Source organism: Ruegeria sp. YTSA072 (assembly GCF_059610285.1).
Window position 1 is genome coordinate 1 of the sequence record NZ_JBXWNI010000017.1, and the last position, 15,933, is coordinate 15,933.

14 protein-coding genes are annotated in these 15,933 nt (G+C 58.5%); 9 read left to right on the forward strand and 5 right to left on the reverse strand.

Features of this window, described 5'->3' with window-relative positions; all coding sequences use genetic code 11:
* Together AC2FIB_RS20095 and AC2FIB_RS20100 are read left to right on the forward strand one after the other, a co-directional pair.
* Positions 1-1,110 (forward strand): COG4223 family protein (locus tag AC2FIB_RS20095; protein ID WP_496737353.1); only part of this gene is annotated, 1,110 nt, incomplete at its 5' end.
* Positions 1,111-1,120: 10 nt separating this feature from the next.
* Positions 1,121-2,635 carry a heme biosynthesis protein HemY gene (locus AC2FIB_RS20100; protein WP_496737351.1) on the forward strand — a complete coding sequence of 505 codons (1,515 nt, stop codon included), beginning with the start codon at positions 1,121-1,123 and terminating at the stop codon, positions 2,633-2,635.
* Between the two features lie 4 nt (positions 2,636-2,639).
* On the opposite strand, the gene AC2FIB_RS20105 is transcribed toward AC2FIB_RS20100, so the two are convergent.
* The 5 genes from AC2FIB_RS20105 to AC2FIB_RS20125 form a co-directional block, all read right to left on the reverse strand.
* Positions 2,640-3,419 (reverse strand): citryl-CoA lyase, encoded by a 780-nt coding sequence (locus tag AC2FIB_RS20105; RefSeq protein ID WP_496727307.1) that lies wholly within the window; start codon positions 3,417-3,419, stop codon positions 2,640-2,642.
* Positions 3,416-4,603 carry a CaiB/BaiF CoA transferase family protein gene (locus tag AC2FIB_RS20110; RefSeq protein ID WP_496741845.1) on the reverse strand — a complete coding sequence of 396 codons (1,188 nt, stop codon included), beginning with the start codon at positions 4,601-4,603 and terminating at the stop codon, positions 3,416-3,418. The genes AC2FIB_RS20105 and AC2FIB_RS20110 overlap by 4 nt, the downstream gene beginning before the upstream one ends.
* Positions 4,593-6,104: a tripartite tricarboxylate transporter permease gene (locus AC2FIB_RS20115; RefSeq protein ID WP_058275183.1), complete on the reverse strand. Its 1,512-nt coding sequence runs from the start codon at positions 6,102-6,104 to the stop codon at positions 4,593-4,595. The genes AC2FIB_RS20110 and AC2FIB_RS20115 overlap by 11 nt, the downstream gene beginning before the upstream one ends.
* Position 6,105: 1 nt before the next feature.
* A complete protein-coding gene (locus AC2FIB_RS20120) occupies positions 6,106-6,588 on the reverse strand; it encodes a tripartite tricarboxylate transporter TctB family protein (protein WP_496727345.1) in 483 nt (160 codons plus the stop codon).
* A 69-nt stretch (positions 6,589-6,657) separates the two neighbouring features.
* Positions 6,658-7,635, reverse strand: a complete 978-nt coding sequence (locus tag AC2FIB_RS20125; protein ID WP_496737349.1) for a tripartite tricarboxylate transporter substrate binding protein — start codon at positions 7,633-7,635, stop codon at positions 6,658-6,660.
* 108 nt (positions 7,636-7,743) lie between these two features.
* Here AC2FIB_RS20125 and AC2FIB_RS20130 point away from each other — a divergent pair, with 108 nt between their 5' ends.
* The 7 genes from AC2FIB_RS20130 to AC2FIB_RS20160 all read left to right on the forward strand — a co-directional run bounded on the left by AC2FIB_RS20130 (position 7,744) and on the right by AC2FIB_RS20160 (position 15,888).
* Positions 7,744-8,412: a response regulator transcription factor gene (locus AC2FIB_RS20130; protein ID WP_282154090.1), complete on the forward strand. Its 669-nt coding sequence runs from the start codon at positions 7,744-7,746 to the stop codon at positions 8,410-8,412.
* Positions 8,402-9,769, forward strand: coding sequence for a sensor histidine kinase (locus tag AC2FIB_RS20135; protein WP_496737347.1), 1,368 nt, complete (start codon positions 8,402-8,404; stop codon positions 9,767-9,769). Before AC2FIB_RS20130 ends, AC2FIB_RS20135 begins: the two co-directional genes overlap by 11 nt.
* Complete coding sequence (locus tag AC2FIB_RS20140) at positions 9,748-10,752, forward strand: ABC transporter substrate-binding protein (protein ID WP_496737345.1); 1,005 nt, start codon at positions 9,748-9,750, stop codon at positions 10,750-10,752. Before AC2FIB_RS20135 ends, AC2FIB_RS20140 begins: the two co-directional genes overlap by 22 nt.
* 142 nt (positions 10,753-10,894) lie before the next feature.
* Positions 10,895-11,992: an MHYT domain-containing protein gene (locus AC2FIB_RS20145; RefSeq protein ID WP_496842668.1), complete on the forward strand. Its 1,098-nt coding sequence runs from the start codon at positions 10,895-10,897 to the stop codon at positions 11,990-11,992.
* Between the two features lie 139 nt (positions 11,993-12,131).
* A complete protein-coding gene (locus AC2FIB_RS20150) occupies positions 12,132-12,965 on the forward strand; it encodes an FAD binding domain-containing protein (protein WP_496842669.1) in 834 nt (277 codons plus the stop codon).
* Positions 12,966-12,979: 14 nt separating this feature from the next.
* A complete protein-coding gene (locus AC2FIB_RS20155; protein ID WP_109313028.1) occupies positions 12,980-13,474 on the forward strand; it encodes a (2Fe-2S)-binding protein in 495 nt (164 codons plus the stop codon).
* Positions 13,471-15,888: an aerobic carbon-monoxide dehydrogenase large subunit gene (locus AC2FIB_RS20160; RefSeq protein WP_496737338.1), complete on the forward strand. Its 2,418-nt coding sequence runs from the start codon at positions 13,471-13,473 to the stop codon at positions 15,886-15,888. Before AC2FIB_RS20155 ends, AC2FIB_RS20160 begins: the two co-directional genes overlap by 4 nt.
* Positions 15,889-15,933 lie beyond the last annotated feature (45 nt).

Here is a 15,933-nt window from a genome sequence, read left to right on the forward strand (position 1 = left end):
GAAGCCGAAGCCGAAGCCGAAGCCGAAGCCGAAGCCGAAGCCGAAGCCGAAGCCGAAGCCGAAGCCGAAGCCGAAGCGGCTGTGGAGCTGACCCAGAAAGAGAACTCCGCTCCGCCGGAAGAAGCGCATCGTGAAGAGCCGCAGCAGGAAGAAAAACGCAGTGGATTTGTCCCCGCTTTGCTCGGTGGTGTGATCGCGGCGGGAATTGGATTTGCAGCTGGCAGCGCGGGCTTGTTTGGATCTGGCGATACAGATGCGCTTACCACGCTTGAGGCGAAGCTCAACGATCAGTCCACACAGATCGAGGCACTAACCAAGTCCCTGTCCGACACATCTGGCGTCGACAGCAAGATTGCAGCGCTGACCGATCAAGTGACACCGATCACCTCCGATCTGGATACGCTCAAATCCAGTGTCGATGAGTTGGCGGGCAAGATTGATCCTTTGGCCAGCCGCCTAAGTAAAATTGAAAGCGACGCGCTGACCCAAGGCGCGTCCCCAGAAGCGTCGGCAGCCTTTGAGGCCGAACTGAAGAAATTACAGGACTCACTGGCGGCGCAGCGGGTCGAAGTGGAAAAAATGGTGTCGGACGCACAAACGCTTGAGGCGAAAGCCTCGGCAGAGGCTCTGGCAGCGACCAACGCGGCGATCCTGTCGCGCCTGCATGGTCAACTGGATGCTGGTCAGCCTTACGCAGACCTTGTCGCCGAACTGAAGGCAGGCGGTGTTGATGTGCCTGAGGCGCTATCGGGCCCTGCCGATAAGGGTGTTGCAAGCGTGTCGACCTTGCGGGCATCGTTCTCACCCGCTGCGCGAACCGCGTTGGCGGAAGCACGGGATGCGGACAAAGCCACTGGTCTGGTGGCGTTCCTGCAGCGACAGACCGGGGCGCGTTCGGTTACCCCACAAGATGGCGATGGCCCGGATGCGGTCCTGTCTCGTGCCGAGTCGGCTCTGTCCAGTGGCGACGTCTCAACGGCCCTGACCGAACTTAAATCCCTGCCCGAAGCGGCGCAGGCAGCTATGGCTGATTGGGAGCAGGCAGCCCAGGCGCGGGTTTCCGCGGTGGATGCTGCCAATGCGCTTCAGCCTAGCGTGAACTCGAACTGAAGGACCTGCCATGCTGTGGTCACTGTTTAAGATTCTAGTTTTTGTTGCGATTATCGGTCTTCTGGCCGTGGGTGCGGGTTCCCTCATGGAAACCAGCGGTGGTGTACAGATCACAGCCGGCGGGACGGAGTACACTCTGGGGCCGTTGCAATCGGTCATCGCGCTGGGCGTTCTGGTTTTTGCAGTTTGGCTTTTGTTCAAGCTGCTGACCCTGTTGATCGCCACGCTGAAGTTCCTCAACGGAGACGAAACCGCACTCTCGCGCTATTTCGACCGCAGTCGCGAGCAGCGTGGGTATCAAGCGTTGTCCGATGGTCTGATGGCGCTGGCCTCGGGTGAAGGGCGCGTGGCTTTGAACAAGGCCACCAAGGCAGAGCGGCTTTTGAACAAACCCGAGCTGACCAACCTGCTGGTGGCTCAGGCTGCCGAGATGAACGGTGACACCCAAAAGGCGGCTGACACCTACAAAAAGCTGGTGACGGACAATGCAACCCGCTTTGTCGGTGTGCGCGGTATCATGAAACAGAAACTGGCCGAAGGGGATGACGAAACCGCCCGCAAACTGGCCGAAAAAGCGTTGGCCATGAAACCGCGTCATCTGGAAACACAGGACATTCTGCTGGGTCTGCAGACCAAGGCGCAAGATTGGGCAGGCGCGCGGTCGACACTGACAGCCAAGTTGAAATCCGGCCACCTGCCGCGTGACGTGTTCAAGCGCCGTGATGCTGTGCTGGCCCTGTCCGAGGCCAAGGGGATTCTGGACGAGAACGCCACGGTCGAACAGCAAGAGCGCGCGATTGAGGCGAACCGCCTGTCTCCTGATCTGGTGCCGGCCGCTGCAATGGCAGCGCGCGCCTATATCGAAAAAGGCAAACCGCGCAATGCGACCAAGATCCTGAAAAAAGCGTGGGAGGTGCAGCCGCACCCCGATCTGGCCCATGTCTTTGCCGAGATTGCGCCGGATGAAACGCCACATGAACGGATCAAACGCTTTACCGCGCTAACCCGCATTCACCCTGAGAATATGGAAACCCGTCTGATTTTGGCGGAGCTGAACATCGTGGCCGAAGACTTCCCCGAGGCGCGCCGCGCGCTGGGCGATGTGGTCGAAAAGCAGGCGGATGCGCGCGGTTACACGTTGATGGCCGCTATTGAACGGGGCGAGGGGTCCTCGGACGCAGTGGTACAGGGTTGGCTGGCCAAGGCGCTGACTGCTCCGCGCGGGCCACAATGGGTCTGCGACAATTGTCATGACATTCAGCCCGAGTGGGCTCCGGTCTGTCAGAACTGCAGCAGCTTTGACACGCTAAGCTGGCAAACACCGCAAACGCCGGAAATCGCAAGCGCGACGGGTGTCCATATGCTGCCTCTGATTGTTGGTGCGTTGGAAGACAGCAGCGAGCCGGAAGCTGAGGTCGAGGTTGAAGTGGAAGACGTCGAGGAACCGGTTGATCCCGAGATCATCGAATTGGATGTGGAACCAGTCCGCCCCGACGTCGAACCCGTGGTCGAGAAACAGGCCTGACGCGCTATTCCTCAGGCGAGTTCCTGACATAAGTCCAGCGGTACGTCGGAGGTGTGGGGCCTTTGTTGCGGCCACCTTGCTGCATTTGCTCCCACGCATGTGCCAGTATGCCGACTGACCGGGAGAGGCAAAACAAACCACGCGCAAGCGGTGGTTCGAACCCAAGCTCTGCGTAGATGACAGCCGTGGCCCCGTCGATGTTCATCGGGACGGGTTTGCCTTTGCGACGTGCAAGCTCTGCTTCGATATCCAACGCGATTTTCCGGAAACGTCCGTCACAGGCGCCGCGTTCTACGGCCTCAGCGACCAGAGCCATCAGTCGCGGTGCGCGTGGATCGGTCGGTGTGTGAAACCGGTGGCCGAAACCCGGCAGTATCTTTCCGTGGTCGTCGATCCAGTTGTCAATCGCTGCACCGATCCCGCCCGAGTGGGACCCGACAAAGTGATACAGCTCAACCGCCTGCTCACCGGCGCCGCCGTGGATGTCGCCCAGCATGTTCACCGCGCTGGCCATTGCGTTGTTCAAAGGCAAACCGCAGGTCACTGCCATCCGAGCCGTCGCAATAGAAGGTGCCTGTGGTCCATGATCCACGGCGGCAACCAGGGCCGCTTCGAACAGATCTGCCTGTGCGGGTAACGGGCGGTTGCCGCGAACCAGAAACCAGATCATTTCAGCGAAACTGAGGTTGCCGATCAGGTCCTCGATGGGTTCACCGCGCAGGGCGATGCGCCCGGGTTCCATGTCAATGATAGATGTGCTCCACCAGTCGGAAACATCGCTCATATCACACCATCCTTAGCCAGTTCCTTGATCTCATTCGGTGACAAGCCAAGTTCGGACCAGATTGAATCGTTGTCCGCGCCCAATTCCGGCGGTGAGACTTTCGGCAAATTTCGCTGCCCGTCCATCACCACGGGGCTGCCTGCCAGCTGCATGTCCTCTCCGTGCACGTGCAGAGATCCAATCAGCCCCCGGTTAGAGAGTTGTTCGTCCGCCAACGCCTCGGGGACTGTCAGCACTTGCCCCGTGGGAACGCCCAAGCCATTCAATTCGCTGACCCACTCGCTCGCGGGACGCAATTTCAGGGATTTCTCCAGCTCACCCCGCAAAGCGTGGCGGTTTCGTTTGCGATCTTCGCGTGTTGTATAGTCAGGGTCATCAAACAGGTCCTCGCGGCCAAGATGCCGGGCAAGCGCCTGCCATTGTTCATCGCGATTGGCGGCGATGTTGATCGGGCTGTCGGATGTGGCGAAGGTACCGGACGGTGCCGAGGTTGTGTTTTCATTGCCATGCGCGCCGGGCATCACACCGCCGACAAGGTAGTTGGACACAACCCATCCCATGGTCGAGATCACGGCCTCGGACATGGCAATATCCAGAAACGCGCCACGGGGATTTGCGTTCAATGCGGCACTCACCGCAAAGGCGGCCGTCAGCCCCCCGACCGTATCAGCCAGCGGATAGCCAACGCGGTAGGGCGCGGTGTCTGGTGCGCCGGTGATCGACATGACCCCGCTGATGCCCTGAACGATCTGGTCATAGGCCGGGTCGTCGCGGCGCGGACCGTCCTGCCCGAACCCACTTATTGCGCAATAGATCAAGGCAGGGTTTTCGGTACGAAGAACGTCATACCCCAGACCCAACCGATCCATCACGCCGGGCCGGAAGTTTTCAACCAGAACATCCGCCGTTTTAACAAGCTGCTTTAGCAGAGCCTTGCCCCGACTGGATTTCATATCCAGCGTGACCGATTTCTTCTGCGCGTTCTGCGCCAGAAAACTGATCCCCATACCGGCGTTGTTCCGGTCAGGGTCAGCCCCAAGTACACGCGCCAGATCACCGCTATTGGGGCGTTCGACCTTGATCACCTCGGCCCCCATCAGAGCCAGTTGGTAACAACAATACGGGCCAGCAAGCACGTTTGTCAGATCAAGAACCCGAACACCCCTGAGCGGTTCAGTCCCCATCAGCCACACCAGCGGCCCGTGCCCGTGCACGACGTGCGCGGTAGCTGGGCAGCAGAACCAGCAGAACGGCAATGGCAAGCAGTCCCAAGGTCATCGGACGTTCCCAGATAAACGCGATGCCATCATACAGCTGCATCGAGCGCGAAAAGTTATCCTCCATCATGCCGCCCAAGATGAACCCGATCAGCAGGGGTGCCAGCGGATAGTCAGCGAACTTCAAGGCCGTTGCGCATACGCCGAAACCCACCAGGATCAGCAATTCGGTGGCATTGTTCTGCCCGATATAGGCGCCCATCAGCGTGAAGAACAAAATGAACGGGATCAAATAGTTGCGCGGAACTGCCAGCACTTTGGCGATGTAGGGGATCAGCGGCAGGTTCAGGATCAGCAGGACGAGGTTGCCAATGAACATCGACATGATCACCGCCCAGAAGATCTGAGGTTCATCCAGCATAAGGCGCGGGCCAGGGGTGACGTTCAGGGCAATCAAGGCACCCAGCAGGATCGCGGTCGTTCCGGAACCGGGAATGCCCAGTGTCAGCAGCGGCACGAAAGATCCGGTGCAAGCCGCATTATTCGCCGATTCAGGCGCGGCCAGACCTTTGATCGAGCCTTTGCCGAATTCCTCCTGCTCATCCTTGGGGGCAATGTTCCGTTCCACCGCATAGCCGAGGAAACTGGCAATTGTCGCGCCCGCGCCGGGCAGGACGCCGATAAAGAAGCCCTGCACCGATTGGCGACCGATGACCGGGGTGATGGCCTTCGCCTCGGCCTTGGTAATGCGCAGATCCTTGATCTTGCCGTCATCACCTTTCAGGTCCTTGGGTTTAAGCACCAGGAACAACGCTTCGGGCAGGGCGAACATCGCCATGGCCAGGGTGATGAAGCCAAACCCGGATTGCAGGTCCATGATGCCCATTGTGAAACGCGGAAGATTGAACAGCGCCCCCTCTCCGACGGTGGCCATGATCAATCCCATGGTCGTCATGATGATGGCCTTGGCCACTTGCCCCGAACCGGCAAAGGCTGCGATGGCCGAAAGACCCACCACCATCAGTGCGAAGTATTCGGCTGAATGGAACAGCAGAGCGACCGAAGACAGTGCCGGAGCAAAGACCATCAGCAAAATTGCCCCTATCGTGCCGCCTGCGAAACTGGCGATTGCCGCGATGGTCAGGGCCTTGCCCGCTTTGCCCTGCCGGGCCATTGGATAGCCATCAAAGCTTGAGGCCACGGTGCCCGCGACCCCCGGCGCATTCAACAGAATGGACGAGGTCGAACCACCAAAGATCGCGCCATAATAAACCCCCGCCAAAAGGATCAGTGCGGCGGATGGATCGCCCATCGAGATCGCAACCGGGATCATGATTGCGATGATCGACATCGGGCCCAGACCCGGAAGCATGCCGATAAACGTGCCGATAAGGCATCCGGCTACGACCATCAGCAGGTTTTGAATTGAGAATGCCGTTTGCAGGCCGATCAGAAGTCCTTCTAGCATGTCAGCCTCCGAAGACGCCCGGCAGGGGTCGCATATAAATTCCAAGAACTTCCTGAACCAGATACCAGACGGATCCGGTGGCAACGAACGCCACGGGCAGCATGATGTGCCATTTGCGTTCACCCAGAATGAAAGACCCAAGGATCAAGAAACTGGATGTCGCGATCAGAAAACCGACCGGGCGCAGGCACAGGGCATAGACAACCATCAGCACCAGAAGAGAAATTGCCTGACCCAGGTGATACTCCCCAAGTCTGCGGTAATCGATATCGGCCTCTTTGACTTCGCTCTTTTCCAAGCCAAGCAGGATGATTGAACACGCGACCACGCCCAGAATAGACAGCACCTTTGGAAACGTGCTGGGCCAGATCGGATTTCTTTGCATGAAAGGAGGAAGACTTCCATCCATCGTGAACCAGGCGGTGTACCCATATGTCAGGCAAACACCCAGTAAAATAAGCGCGATCCAGCGATCCAGCGCCATAACGTCCCCTCCCATGTGTCTTGGTTCTTTGGGACGGCAGAGCGACCGAACGCTCTGCCGTAGATTGCTTTAGAGGAAGCCCAGCTTCTTCATCAGGTCGCTGATCTGCTGTTCCTGACCTTCCAGAAACGCTTCGAAATCGGCACCCGAGTTGTGGATGTTGACCCAACCGTTACGAGCACGAACCTCTTCCCATTCGGGCGTGTCATACATCTTGGCGATGGCTTGCTGATAGGCGGCCAGCTTGTCCTCGGGCAGGCCGGGGGCAGCAAAGAATCCGCGCCAGTTCACGAAAGTGGTGTCGATGCCCTGTTCTTTCATGGTCTGTGCGTCAGGTGCTGCATCAACGCGTTCCTCTGCGGTCACACCGATGATTTTAACCTCACCCGCGTTGGCCAGATCGACGGCTTCCGAGAAACCGGTCGACAGTGCGGCGATCTCACCCGACAGCAAGGCAGCCATAGCTTTTCCGCCCGCGTCATAAGGGATGTATTTAACGCCCAGTGCGTCCTTGCCAGCGGCTTCCATGACCATTGCGGCGACCAGATGGTCCATGCCGCCAGGTACCGAGCCGCCACCAATCGCGGTTGCGCCCGGATCCGCGTCATAGGCGGCCAGCAGGTCCGCCATCGAGTTGATCGGGCTATCTTTGCCTACAACAATCGCTGCGTAGTCGCCGATTGTGCCCGAGACCAGTGTCAGGTCACGGAAGTTATGCGGGAACACACCGGTCAGCGAGCGGATCACGATGGGCGTCGAGTTGACCATCAGCGTGCCGTGGTTGCTGTCGGCGTTTTCAATCAGGAAGCCGATGGCTTTACCGCCGCCGCCGCCCGACATGTTCTCATAAGATGCTGTGCCGACCAGACCAGCATTGGTCAGGGCCTCGCCAGTTCCGCGGGCGGTACCGTCCCAGCCACCGCCGGCGCCGCCGGGGATCAGAAAGTGGATGCTGTCGACGACTTCTTCGGATGCGGCAGGTCCAACCAGACCAAATGCTGCAACAGCTGCGATCAGGGCCCGACGGCCCAGGTTAAATGTTGTCATTATGTCCTCCCATTTGACAACTGGCCGCTCAGCGGCACAGATTATCCTGCACCTAAACACGCCAACCTGACATCAACCTGTCATGCAAAAAGAAACTGATTTTCGCCCATGAAATTTCTGCTTGTCGAAGACAATCTCGACCTCGCGAACGCGATCAGTTCCCGCATGCAGCTGGATGGTCATGTTGTTGATCACGCAGCAAATTTAGAGGATGCGCGCGCCTTTGTTGCGACCGAGGAATACGACCTAATCCTGCTGGATATCATGTTGCCCGATGGGGATGGCCGCGAGTTCCTAAGGCAGCACCGCGCAAGCCGTTTGGACACGCCGGTGATCGTTCTGACCGCGCGCAGTCAGGTTTCGGATCGAATCGGTTCGCTCGATCTGGGGGCGGACGACTACGTCACCAAGCCTTTCGATCATGCTGAACTTGAGGCCCGCTGCCGCGCCGTTCTGCGTCGGAAGTCCGGAAGCTCAAAGTCGACGATTGAAGTTGGCGGAATTATCTTTGATCCGGTTGCTGGTCATTTGACCGTCGATGGTGTCACGCTCTCTCTACGCAATCGCGAGCTGAGAATGATCGAGCTGTTCATAAACGCGCCGGGTCAGGTGTTTTCCAAGCAGAAGCTGGCGGATAGGTTGTTTTCTTATGATGACAACGTGTCGGACAACGCGATTGAGGTCTATGTCGGACGCCTGCGCAAGCATCTTGAAAAATCCGGCATGAAAATCACTACGTTGCGCGGGCTGGGATACAGGTTGGATCATGACGACTAGCCCAACCGTTTCGGGATCACTAAGAAATAGGCTGGTGTTGACGCTGATCGGCGGAGCGGCGGTCCTGGCGATCCTATTGTTCCTGACGGTGCGCAGTTATGCCGCAAAAGTCGCCCAACAGGGACAGGACGATATATTGGGGGCGTCCGTCTCGTCGATCCTTGATGCCGCAGCGCTTAGGGATGGTCACCTAGAGGTGGACATCCCCTATGCCGCGTTTTCCATGCTCAGCACGCCGTCGGATGACCGGGTGTTCTATGCCATTTATCAGGATGGAGAATTCCTGTCCGGCTACGATGATCTGAGCCTCGCAGATGGCCCGATTGAAGGCAGATGGGCATTTCAAACCGGTCAGGTCCGCGGCGAGCGTGTCCGTCAGGTCAGCGCCAGCCGAACGCTGGTCGGTTTGGGCCGCCAGACCGAAATTGAGGTCGCGTTGGGGCAAACGCAGGACGCGTTATCCGACACGCTGGATCAGATTTCACGTAACGCAGCGTATTTGGGGATCGGGTTCTTTCTGCTGACCGCCGCGCTATCATTCTGGGTGACATCATCAACGATCGGCCAGTTGAACAAACTGACGACCTCGGTCACACGCAGAGGTCCGCAGGATCTAAGCCCGTTCAAGAAACCCGTGCCAAAAGAGATGGCACCGCTGGTGACGTCGCTGAATTCGCTCATGGGTCGTCTGGACCAATCGCTTAGCCAATCCGAGGACTTTATCGCCGAAGCCGCGCACCGGGTGCGAACGCCGCTTGCCACCGTCAGGTCTTATGCCGAGGCGACCCTTCACCGCGTGGAACGGGAAGACAACCGCGAAGCCTTGAAGGCCATGGTACGTGCCATCGACGAAAGCTCGCGCGCGGCAGGGCAGTTGCTGGATCACGCGATGATCACCTTCCGAGCGGATCATCTGGAACGGGAAGAGATTGATTTGGTCGTTCTGATCCGCGATCTGGTGCAGCGCCTGATCCCGATTGCCGAAATGAAAGAGTTGACACTTTCCTTGTCGGGTGAGCCGTCGGTTCCGTACTCGGGCGACTCGATCCTGATCCAGAATGCTGTGCGAAATATGGTCGATAACGCGATGAAATACGCACCATCTGACAGCGCTGTTGAGATCACGATCATTGCACATCCCGAACCCCAGATTCAGGTGCGCGACTCGGGTCCAGGCTTTCCGCCTGATGAAATCGACACGCTGACGCGACGGTTCGAACGCGGACAGAACGCGGTTGGGACCATCGGGTCCGGTCTGGGGTTGACGATCGCACAGGATGTGGCAACGGCGCATGGGGGCGCATTGATCCTAAAGAACCGGTCAAAGGGGGGCGCATGCGTTATCTTATCGCTCTAGTTTTGTTGGTGGCTCCCTGCCTCGGATGGGCCGACGATTGGGAAGACCGTCTGGTCTTTAATGAAAGCGCCGAAGGTCCGCGCCTTCGGGTGATTTCCAGCACCGATACTGTTTTGTTCGCGCCGGTGATCGAGGGGTTTGTTGCAGAGAACCCCCGGATTAGTGTGGAATACCTGGTTTCCGGAACCGCCGACATCAACCGTCGTGTCCGCGCAACGCCCGATGTCTTCGACGTGATCATCTCCAGCGCGATGGACCTGCAGTTGAAGCTGGCAAATGACGGCTTTGCCCTGTCTATCGACGATGTCCCCGTCCCGCACTGGGCGCAATGGCACCACAGCCTTTTCGCATTCACCTCAGAACCCGCGACAATCGTGATAAACCGAACCGCGTTTGAAGGGCAGCCCATCCCCCAGACCCGGCAAAGCCTGATCGAAGCATTGCGCAAACGACCCGAAGAATTTCGGGGCAAAGTTGGCACCTATGACGTGCGCCAATCTGGTCTGGGATATCTGTTTGCAACCCAAGATGCGCGCGCGTCTGAGACCTATTGGCGCTTGATGGAGGTTATGGGCGGCCTGGATGTGCGGCTCTATTGCTGCTCGGGCGAAATGATCAATGACCTAGCGGATGGCTCGATCCTGGTTGCTTACAATGTTCTGGGCAGTTACGCCGCTGTCCGAGCCGAGGGCAAAGACGCCCTTGAGGTCGTGTTACCGTCTGATTTTCAAACAATTATGATGCGCACAGCGATGGTTTCGAATGCCACGCCAGAACCCAAAGCAGCCGAGTTGCTGCTGCGATACCTCGTAACTGAGCGACCAGCTGTGGCCGAAGCGGCCAGCCCGCTTCCTCTTTTGCAGCCGAGTGATGGTTCTGACGGGCGTGAGAGAATCGGCCTTGATCCCGCTTTACTGACCTTTCTTGACGGGTTGAAACGAACAAAGTTCCTTTCCGCATGGGAAGATGCCGTTATTCAGTAAAAAGACCGCCACCTAAGCCCGGCGGGTCGGTAAAAACCGAGACCAGCGCCGGTACTGTTGGAATTCCTTTCCAACATCAATTGTCGCAATCAATTCCGTTTGCTAACGTCACCCACGCGTCGGGGAGGGCGTGTAAATCCAAATGTTGGACTATTCTCATAACGCTTGGCTTGTGGCGGCGTCTCTGGCTGTTGCGATGATGGCTGGATTCACAGGGCTTTATCTGACGCATGGGGCCTCAAAACTGGACGATCAGAAACGCAAACTGGTCGTGGCGTTGGCTGCGATCATTCTGGGCGGTGGCATCTGGTCTATGCATTTCGTGGCCATGCTGGGCCTGCAACTGCCGATCCTGTTTTACTACGATGCTTTGATCACCCTGATCTCAGCCCTGGTCGCGATCCTGATGGTTGGCCTTGCGCTGCTGATCCTGCATTTCCGTCCCCGCACGATGGGAACGATTGTCGGTGCGGGAGTGATCGTGGGTCTGGGGATTGTTGTCATGCACTACGTCGGCATGGCCGGGATGGAGCTGTGCCGCCCCGTTTACAATGTTTGGGACGTGGTGATTTCGACCCTGGCCTCGGTCGTTTTGTCGGTGCTGGCAATCTGGGTTGCCTATGACAACCGAACGCAGCGCAACATTCTGCTGGGAACGGTGTGTTTCGGGTTGGCGGTCTTCACCATGCATTTCGTCGCCACCGGCCTGACTGATTTTGTCGCAAGCGAAACCGCCGGTCGCGCCGGACCTGCGCTAAACAATCAGGTGCTGGCGATGGGGGTCACGGTTTCGGTGTTCCTGATCTGTGGTGCATTCCTGCTAACGGGCATCACCTTCATCGAACCTGCGGCAGCAGAGATATCGCCCAGCGCGCCGGAACCTGCCCCGGAACCAGAGCCCACATTGCGGGCTGGGGTACCGTTTGAGCGGGAGGGACAAACCTTTTTCGCCCAGCCTTCCAATATCGCAGCCATCCGGGCCGAAGGGCATTACACCGTTCTCTATATAAACGCCGAAAAACTGTTTTGCCCGTGGTCCATTACCGAAGCTGAATCGCGCTTGGCACCTGACGGTTTTTTGCGGGCTCATCGCAGTTATCTGGTGAACCCTAAACAGGTCTCGCGGTTCGAGAGGCACAAGGACAACGGCACCTGCTATTTCGATAGTGTCGATGCGCTAGCCAAGGTGCCGGTCAGCCGATCCCGCCTGACGGACATTCGCGAGGCGCTGGGCCTTTGATCGCAGCTCGTGCAGCGCATTCGCATTTCGTGAAATAAGCCGCGCTCTCCGTTTCCACTGGCTGGAACGGATGGCTTCAGCGTTCTTTCCTTACCGCAGGTCCCCCAAGGCATACCGCTTGGACCCAGGGAGGAAAAACATGATACCAGCCGGTTTTGAGTATCACCGGCCAGGCGATGTCGCCTCGGCCATTGGCATTTTGCAGGAACACGGAGATGAGGCGCGCGTGATCGCGGGCGGGCACAGCCTGATCCCGATGATGAAGCTGCGTATGGCCGAAATGGGCCACCTAGTCGATCTGCAAGCTATCGAGGAGCTGAAGGGCATCGAGGTTGGTGCCGACACGGTTTCGCTTGGCGCAATGGTGACCCAGCATGAGCTGATCACTCATGACGGCTTGGCTACAGCCATTCCGTTGATCCGAGAGGCCGCGCTGCAGATCGCGGATCCTCAGGTGCGATATGTGGGAACTGTTGGTGGGAACGTCGCCAATGGTGATCCGGGCAATGATATGCCGGGGTTGATGCAATGCCTGAACGCGACGTTCGAACTGTCTGGCCCCGATGGTCGCCGCAGTGTCGCTGCGCGTGAGTTTTATGAGGCTGCTTACTTCACTGCGCGTGACGATGAGGAAATCCTGACCCGGATTTCGATCCCGGTGCCGGGCGCGGGTGTGGGTCAGGCCTATGAAAAGCAGAAACGCAAGATCGGTGATTATGCGACAGCGGCAGCTGCCGTGATGGTTGGCAATGGTCAGGCCTCGGTCGCGATGACCAATCTGGCGGACACACCCGTCTGGTCTGAAAGCGCAAGCAATGCGCTGGCGGATGGGGATGTCAGCGGTTGTGTCGCCGCGATGCTCGAAGCCATCGACCCGGTGGCCGACAATCGTGGCCCCGTCGAATTCAAGAAACACGTGGCCGCTGTGATGCTGCGCCGCGCCATCGAACGCGCGCAAAGCCGCGCGGGTTGAGGGGAGGAACAACGATGTCAAAAATGCACGTAAAACTTACAGTGAACGGCAAGCAGGTCGAAGGCCTGGCCGAGCCGCGCACGCTGTTGATCCATTTTCTGCGGGAAGATTTGAAAATCACAGGCCCGCACATCGGATGCGAAACAAGCCATTGCGGGGCCTGCACCGTGGATATTGATGGCAAGTCCGTCAAGTCCTGCACAACCTTTGTGGCGCAGGTGAACGGCGCCGATATCACCACCGTTGAGGGGTTGACCAACGACGATGGCAGCCTTGGGGTTCTGCAAGAGATGTTCCGCGAACATCACGGGCTGCAATGCGGCTTTTGCACGCCTGGCATGATCACCCGCGCACATCGTCTGCTGCAGGAAAATCCAAACCCGACCGAGGAAGACATCCGCTTTGGCATGTCCGGCAACCTGTGCCGCTGCACCGGATATCAGAACATCGTCAAGGCGATCGCGGCATCTGCCGACATGCTAAACGCTCAGAAGGAGGCTGCGGAATGAACGACCAGACTCTGACCCCCGAAGAACGCGTCGCCAACCTCAAAGGGATGGGCAGTTCGCGCAAGCGCGTCGAAGATGTGCGCTTTACCCAAGGCAAGGGCAACTACGTCGATGACATCAAGCTGGACGGGATGCTGTTTGGCGCCTTTGTCCGCTCTCCCTATGCCCATGCCCGCGTCGTCAGCGTGAACAAAGAGGCTGCGCTGGCGATACCTGGCGTTGTTGCCGTTCTGACCGCCGAAGACCTTGCGCCATTGGGGTTGCATTGGATGCCGACGTTGGCGGGCGACAAGCAAATGGTGCTGGCCGATGGCAAGGTTCTGTTCCAGGGCCAGGAAGTTGCTTATGTCGTCGCTGAAAATCGGTATATCGCGGCGGATGCGGCCGAGCTGGTCGAGGTTGACTATGAAGAGTTGCCCGTTCTGACCGATCCTTTCGAGGCTCTGAAATCGGACGTTGTCCTGCGTGAAGACCTTGCGGGTCAGACAGAGGGCGCACATGGGCCGCGAAAGCACCACAACCACATCTTCACTTGGGAACAGGGCGACAAGGACGCGACCGAGGCTGTTCTGGGTGAGGCCGATGTCGTGGCTGAGGAGATGGTCTATTACCATCGGACCCATCCCTGCCCGCTGGAGACATGCGGCTGTGTTGCCTCGATGGATAAGGTGACCGGCAAGCTGACGCTCTATGGCACGTTCCAGGCCCCGCACGCGATCCGCACCGTTGTATCGCTGATCTCGGGTCTGGCCGAGCACAATATCCGGGTGATCAGTCCTGATATCGGTGGTGGCTTTGGCAATAAGGTTGGCGCCTATGCGGGCTATGTCTGCTCGGTTGTCGCCTCGATCGTCACCGGCCAACCGGTGAAATGGGTTGAGAACCGGATGGAGAACCTGATGTCCACCGCCTTTGCCCGTGACTACTGGATGCAGGGCAAGATCGCGGCCACCAAGGAAGGCAAGATCACCGGCCTCTGGTGTCATACCACGGCGGATCATGGTGGATTTGACGCCTGTGCGGACCCAACTAAGTTTCCAGCAGGGTTCATGAACATCTGCACCGGGTCTTACGACATCCCAACCGCCTATTTGGCTGTGGACGGCGTCTACACCAACAAAGCGCCGGGCGGTGTCGCCTATCGTTGTTCGTTCCGGGTGACCGAGGCTGCCTATTTCATCGAACGGATGATTGAGGTTTTGGCCATAAAGCTGAACATGGACGCGGCCGAGCTGCGCCGGATCAACTTCATCAAGGCCGACCAGTTCCCGTATCAGTCCGCGCTGGGCTGGGAGTATGACTCTGGCGATTATCACACCGCCTGGGACAAGGCGCTGAAGGCCGTCGACTATGAAGGCCTGCGGGCCGAACAGGCGCAACGGATCGAGGACTTCAAAGCCGGAAAGACTCGCAAACTGCTGGGCATCGGCCTGACGCATTTCACCGAAATCGTCGGGGCCGGACCGGTGAAGAACTGTGATATCCTCGGGCTGGGCATGTTCGACTCGTGCGAAATCCGGATTCACCCGACGGGTTCCGCCATCGCGCGGCTGGGGACAATCAGCCAGGGTCAGGGCCACGCAACGACCTTTGCCCAAATCATAGCCAGTGAGATCGGCCTGCCAGCCGATGACATCACGCTGGAGGAAGGCGACACCGACACCGCGCCCTATGGCCTTGGGACCTACGGGTCTCGGTCCACACCGGTTGCCGGTGCCGCGACAGCCATGGCCGCGCGCAAAATCCGCGCCAAGGCGCAGATGATCGCGGCCTATCTGCTCGAGGTCCATGACAATGATGTCGAATGGGATGTCGATCGGTTTGCCGTCAAAGGCGCGCCTGAGCGGTTCAAGACCATGAAAGAGATCGCTTTCGCCGCTTACAACCAGGCTATTCCGGGGCTGGAACCCGGTCTGGAGGCCGTCAGCTACTATGACCCCCCAAATATGACTTACCCATTCGGGGCCTATATCTGTGTCATGGAGATCGACGTGGATACTGGGGAATGGGATGTTCGGCAGTTCTATGCGCTGGACGATTGCGGCACGCGGATCAACCCGATGATCATCGAAGGGCAGGTCCATGGCGGTGTGACCGAAGCGCTGGCCATCGCGATGGGGCAGGAGATTGCCTATGATGAGATGGGCAACGTCAAGACCGCAACGCTGATGGACTTCTTCCTGCCAACGGCTTGGGAGACGCCGAACTACACCACCGATCACACGGTCACGCCATCTCCGCACCACCCGATCGGTGCCAAGGGCGTGGGCGAGAGCCCAAATGTCGGCGGCGTGCCTGCGTTCTCGAACGCGGTACATGATGCGTTCCGGCCCTTTGGGTTGGTGCAAAGCCATATGCCGCATGATCATTGGCGGATCTGGAAGATCGCCAACGGGTTGGGGATGCACGGGTAAACGGTTTCGAACCGGCTGTTGCCGGTCCGACCGAACGGAGGGGGT

What these genes read in the sequence shown, in the direction of transcription:
- AC2FIB_RS20145 (WP_496842668.1), top strand. Translation starts at nt 10,895, where the DNA reads ATGTTGGACTATTCTCATAACGCTTGGCTTGTGGCGGCGTCTCTGGCT.
- AC2FIB_RS20150 (WP_496842669.1), top strand. Translation starts at nt 12,132, where the DNA reads ATGATACCAGCCGGTTTTGAGTATCACCGGCCAGGCGATGTCGCCTCG.
- AC2FIB_RS20130 (WP_282154090.1), top strand. Translation starts at nt 7,744, where the DNA reads ATGAAATTTCTGCTTGTCGAAGACAATCTCGACCTCGCGAACGCGATC.
- AC2FIB_RS20135 (WP_496737347.1), top strand. Translation starts at nt 8,402, where the DNA reads ATGACGACTAGCCCAACCGTTTCGGGATCACTAAGAAATAGGCTGGTG.
- AC2FIB_RS20105 (WP_496727307.1), bottom strand. Translation starts at nt 3,419, where the DNA reads ATGAGCGATGTTTCCGACTGGTGGAGCACATCTATCATTGACATGGAA.
- AC2FIB_RS20100 (WP_496737351.1), top strand. Translation starts at nt 1,121, where the DNA reads ATGCTGTGGTCACTGTTTAAGATTCTAGTTTTTGTTGCGATTATCGGT.
- AC2FIB_RS20120 (WP_496727345.1), bottom strand. Translation starts at nt 6,588, where the DNA reads ATGGCGCTGGATCGCTGGATCGCGCTTATTTTACTGGGTGTTTGCCTG.
- AC2FIB_RS20115 (WP_058275183.1), bottom strand. Translation starts at nt 6,104, where the DNA reads ATGCTAGAAGGACTTCTGATCGGCCTGCAAACGGCATTCTCAATTCAA.
- AC2FIB_RS20140 (WP_496737345.1), top strand. Translation starts at nt 9,748, where the DNA reads ATGCGTTATCTTATCGCTCTAGTTTTGTTGGTGGCTCCCTGCCTCGGA.
- AC2FIB_RS20125 (WP_496737349.1), bottom strand. Translation starts at nt 7,635, where the DNA reads ATGACAACATTTAACCTGGGCCGTCGGGCCCTGATCGCAGCTGTTGCA.
- AC2FIB_RS20160 (WP_496737338.1), top strand. Translation starts at nt 13,471, where the DNA reads ATGAACGACCAGACTCTGACCCCCGAAGAACGCGTCGCCAACCTCAAA.
- AC2FIB_RS20110 (WP_496741845.1), bottom strand. Translation starts at nt 4,603, where the DNA reads ATGGGGACTGAACCGCTCAGGGGTGTTCGGGTTCTTGATCTGACAAAC.
- AC2FIB_RS20155 (WP_109313028.1), top strand. Translation starts at nt 12,980, where the DNA reads ATGTCAAAAATGCACGTAAAACTTACAGTGAACGGCAAGCAGGTCGAA.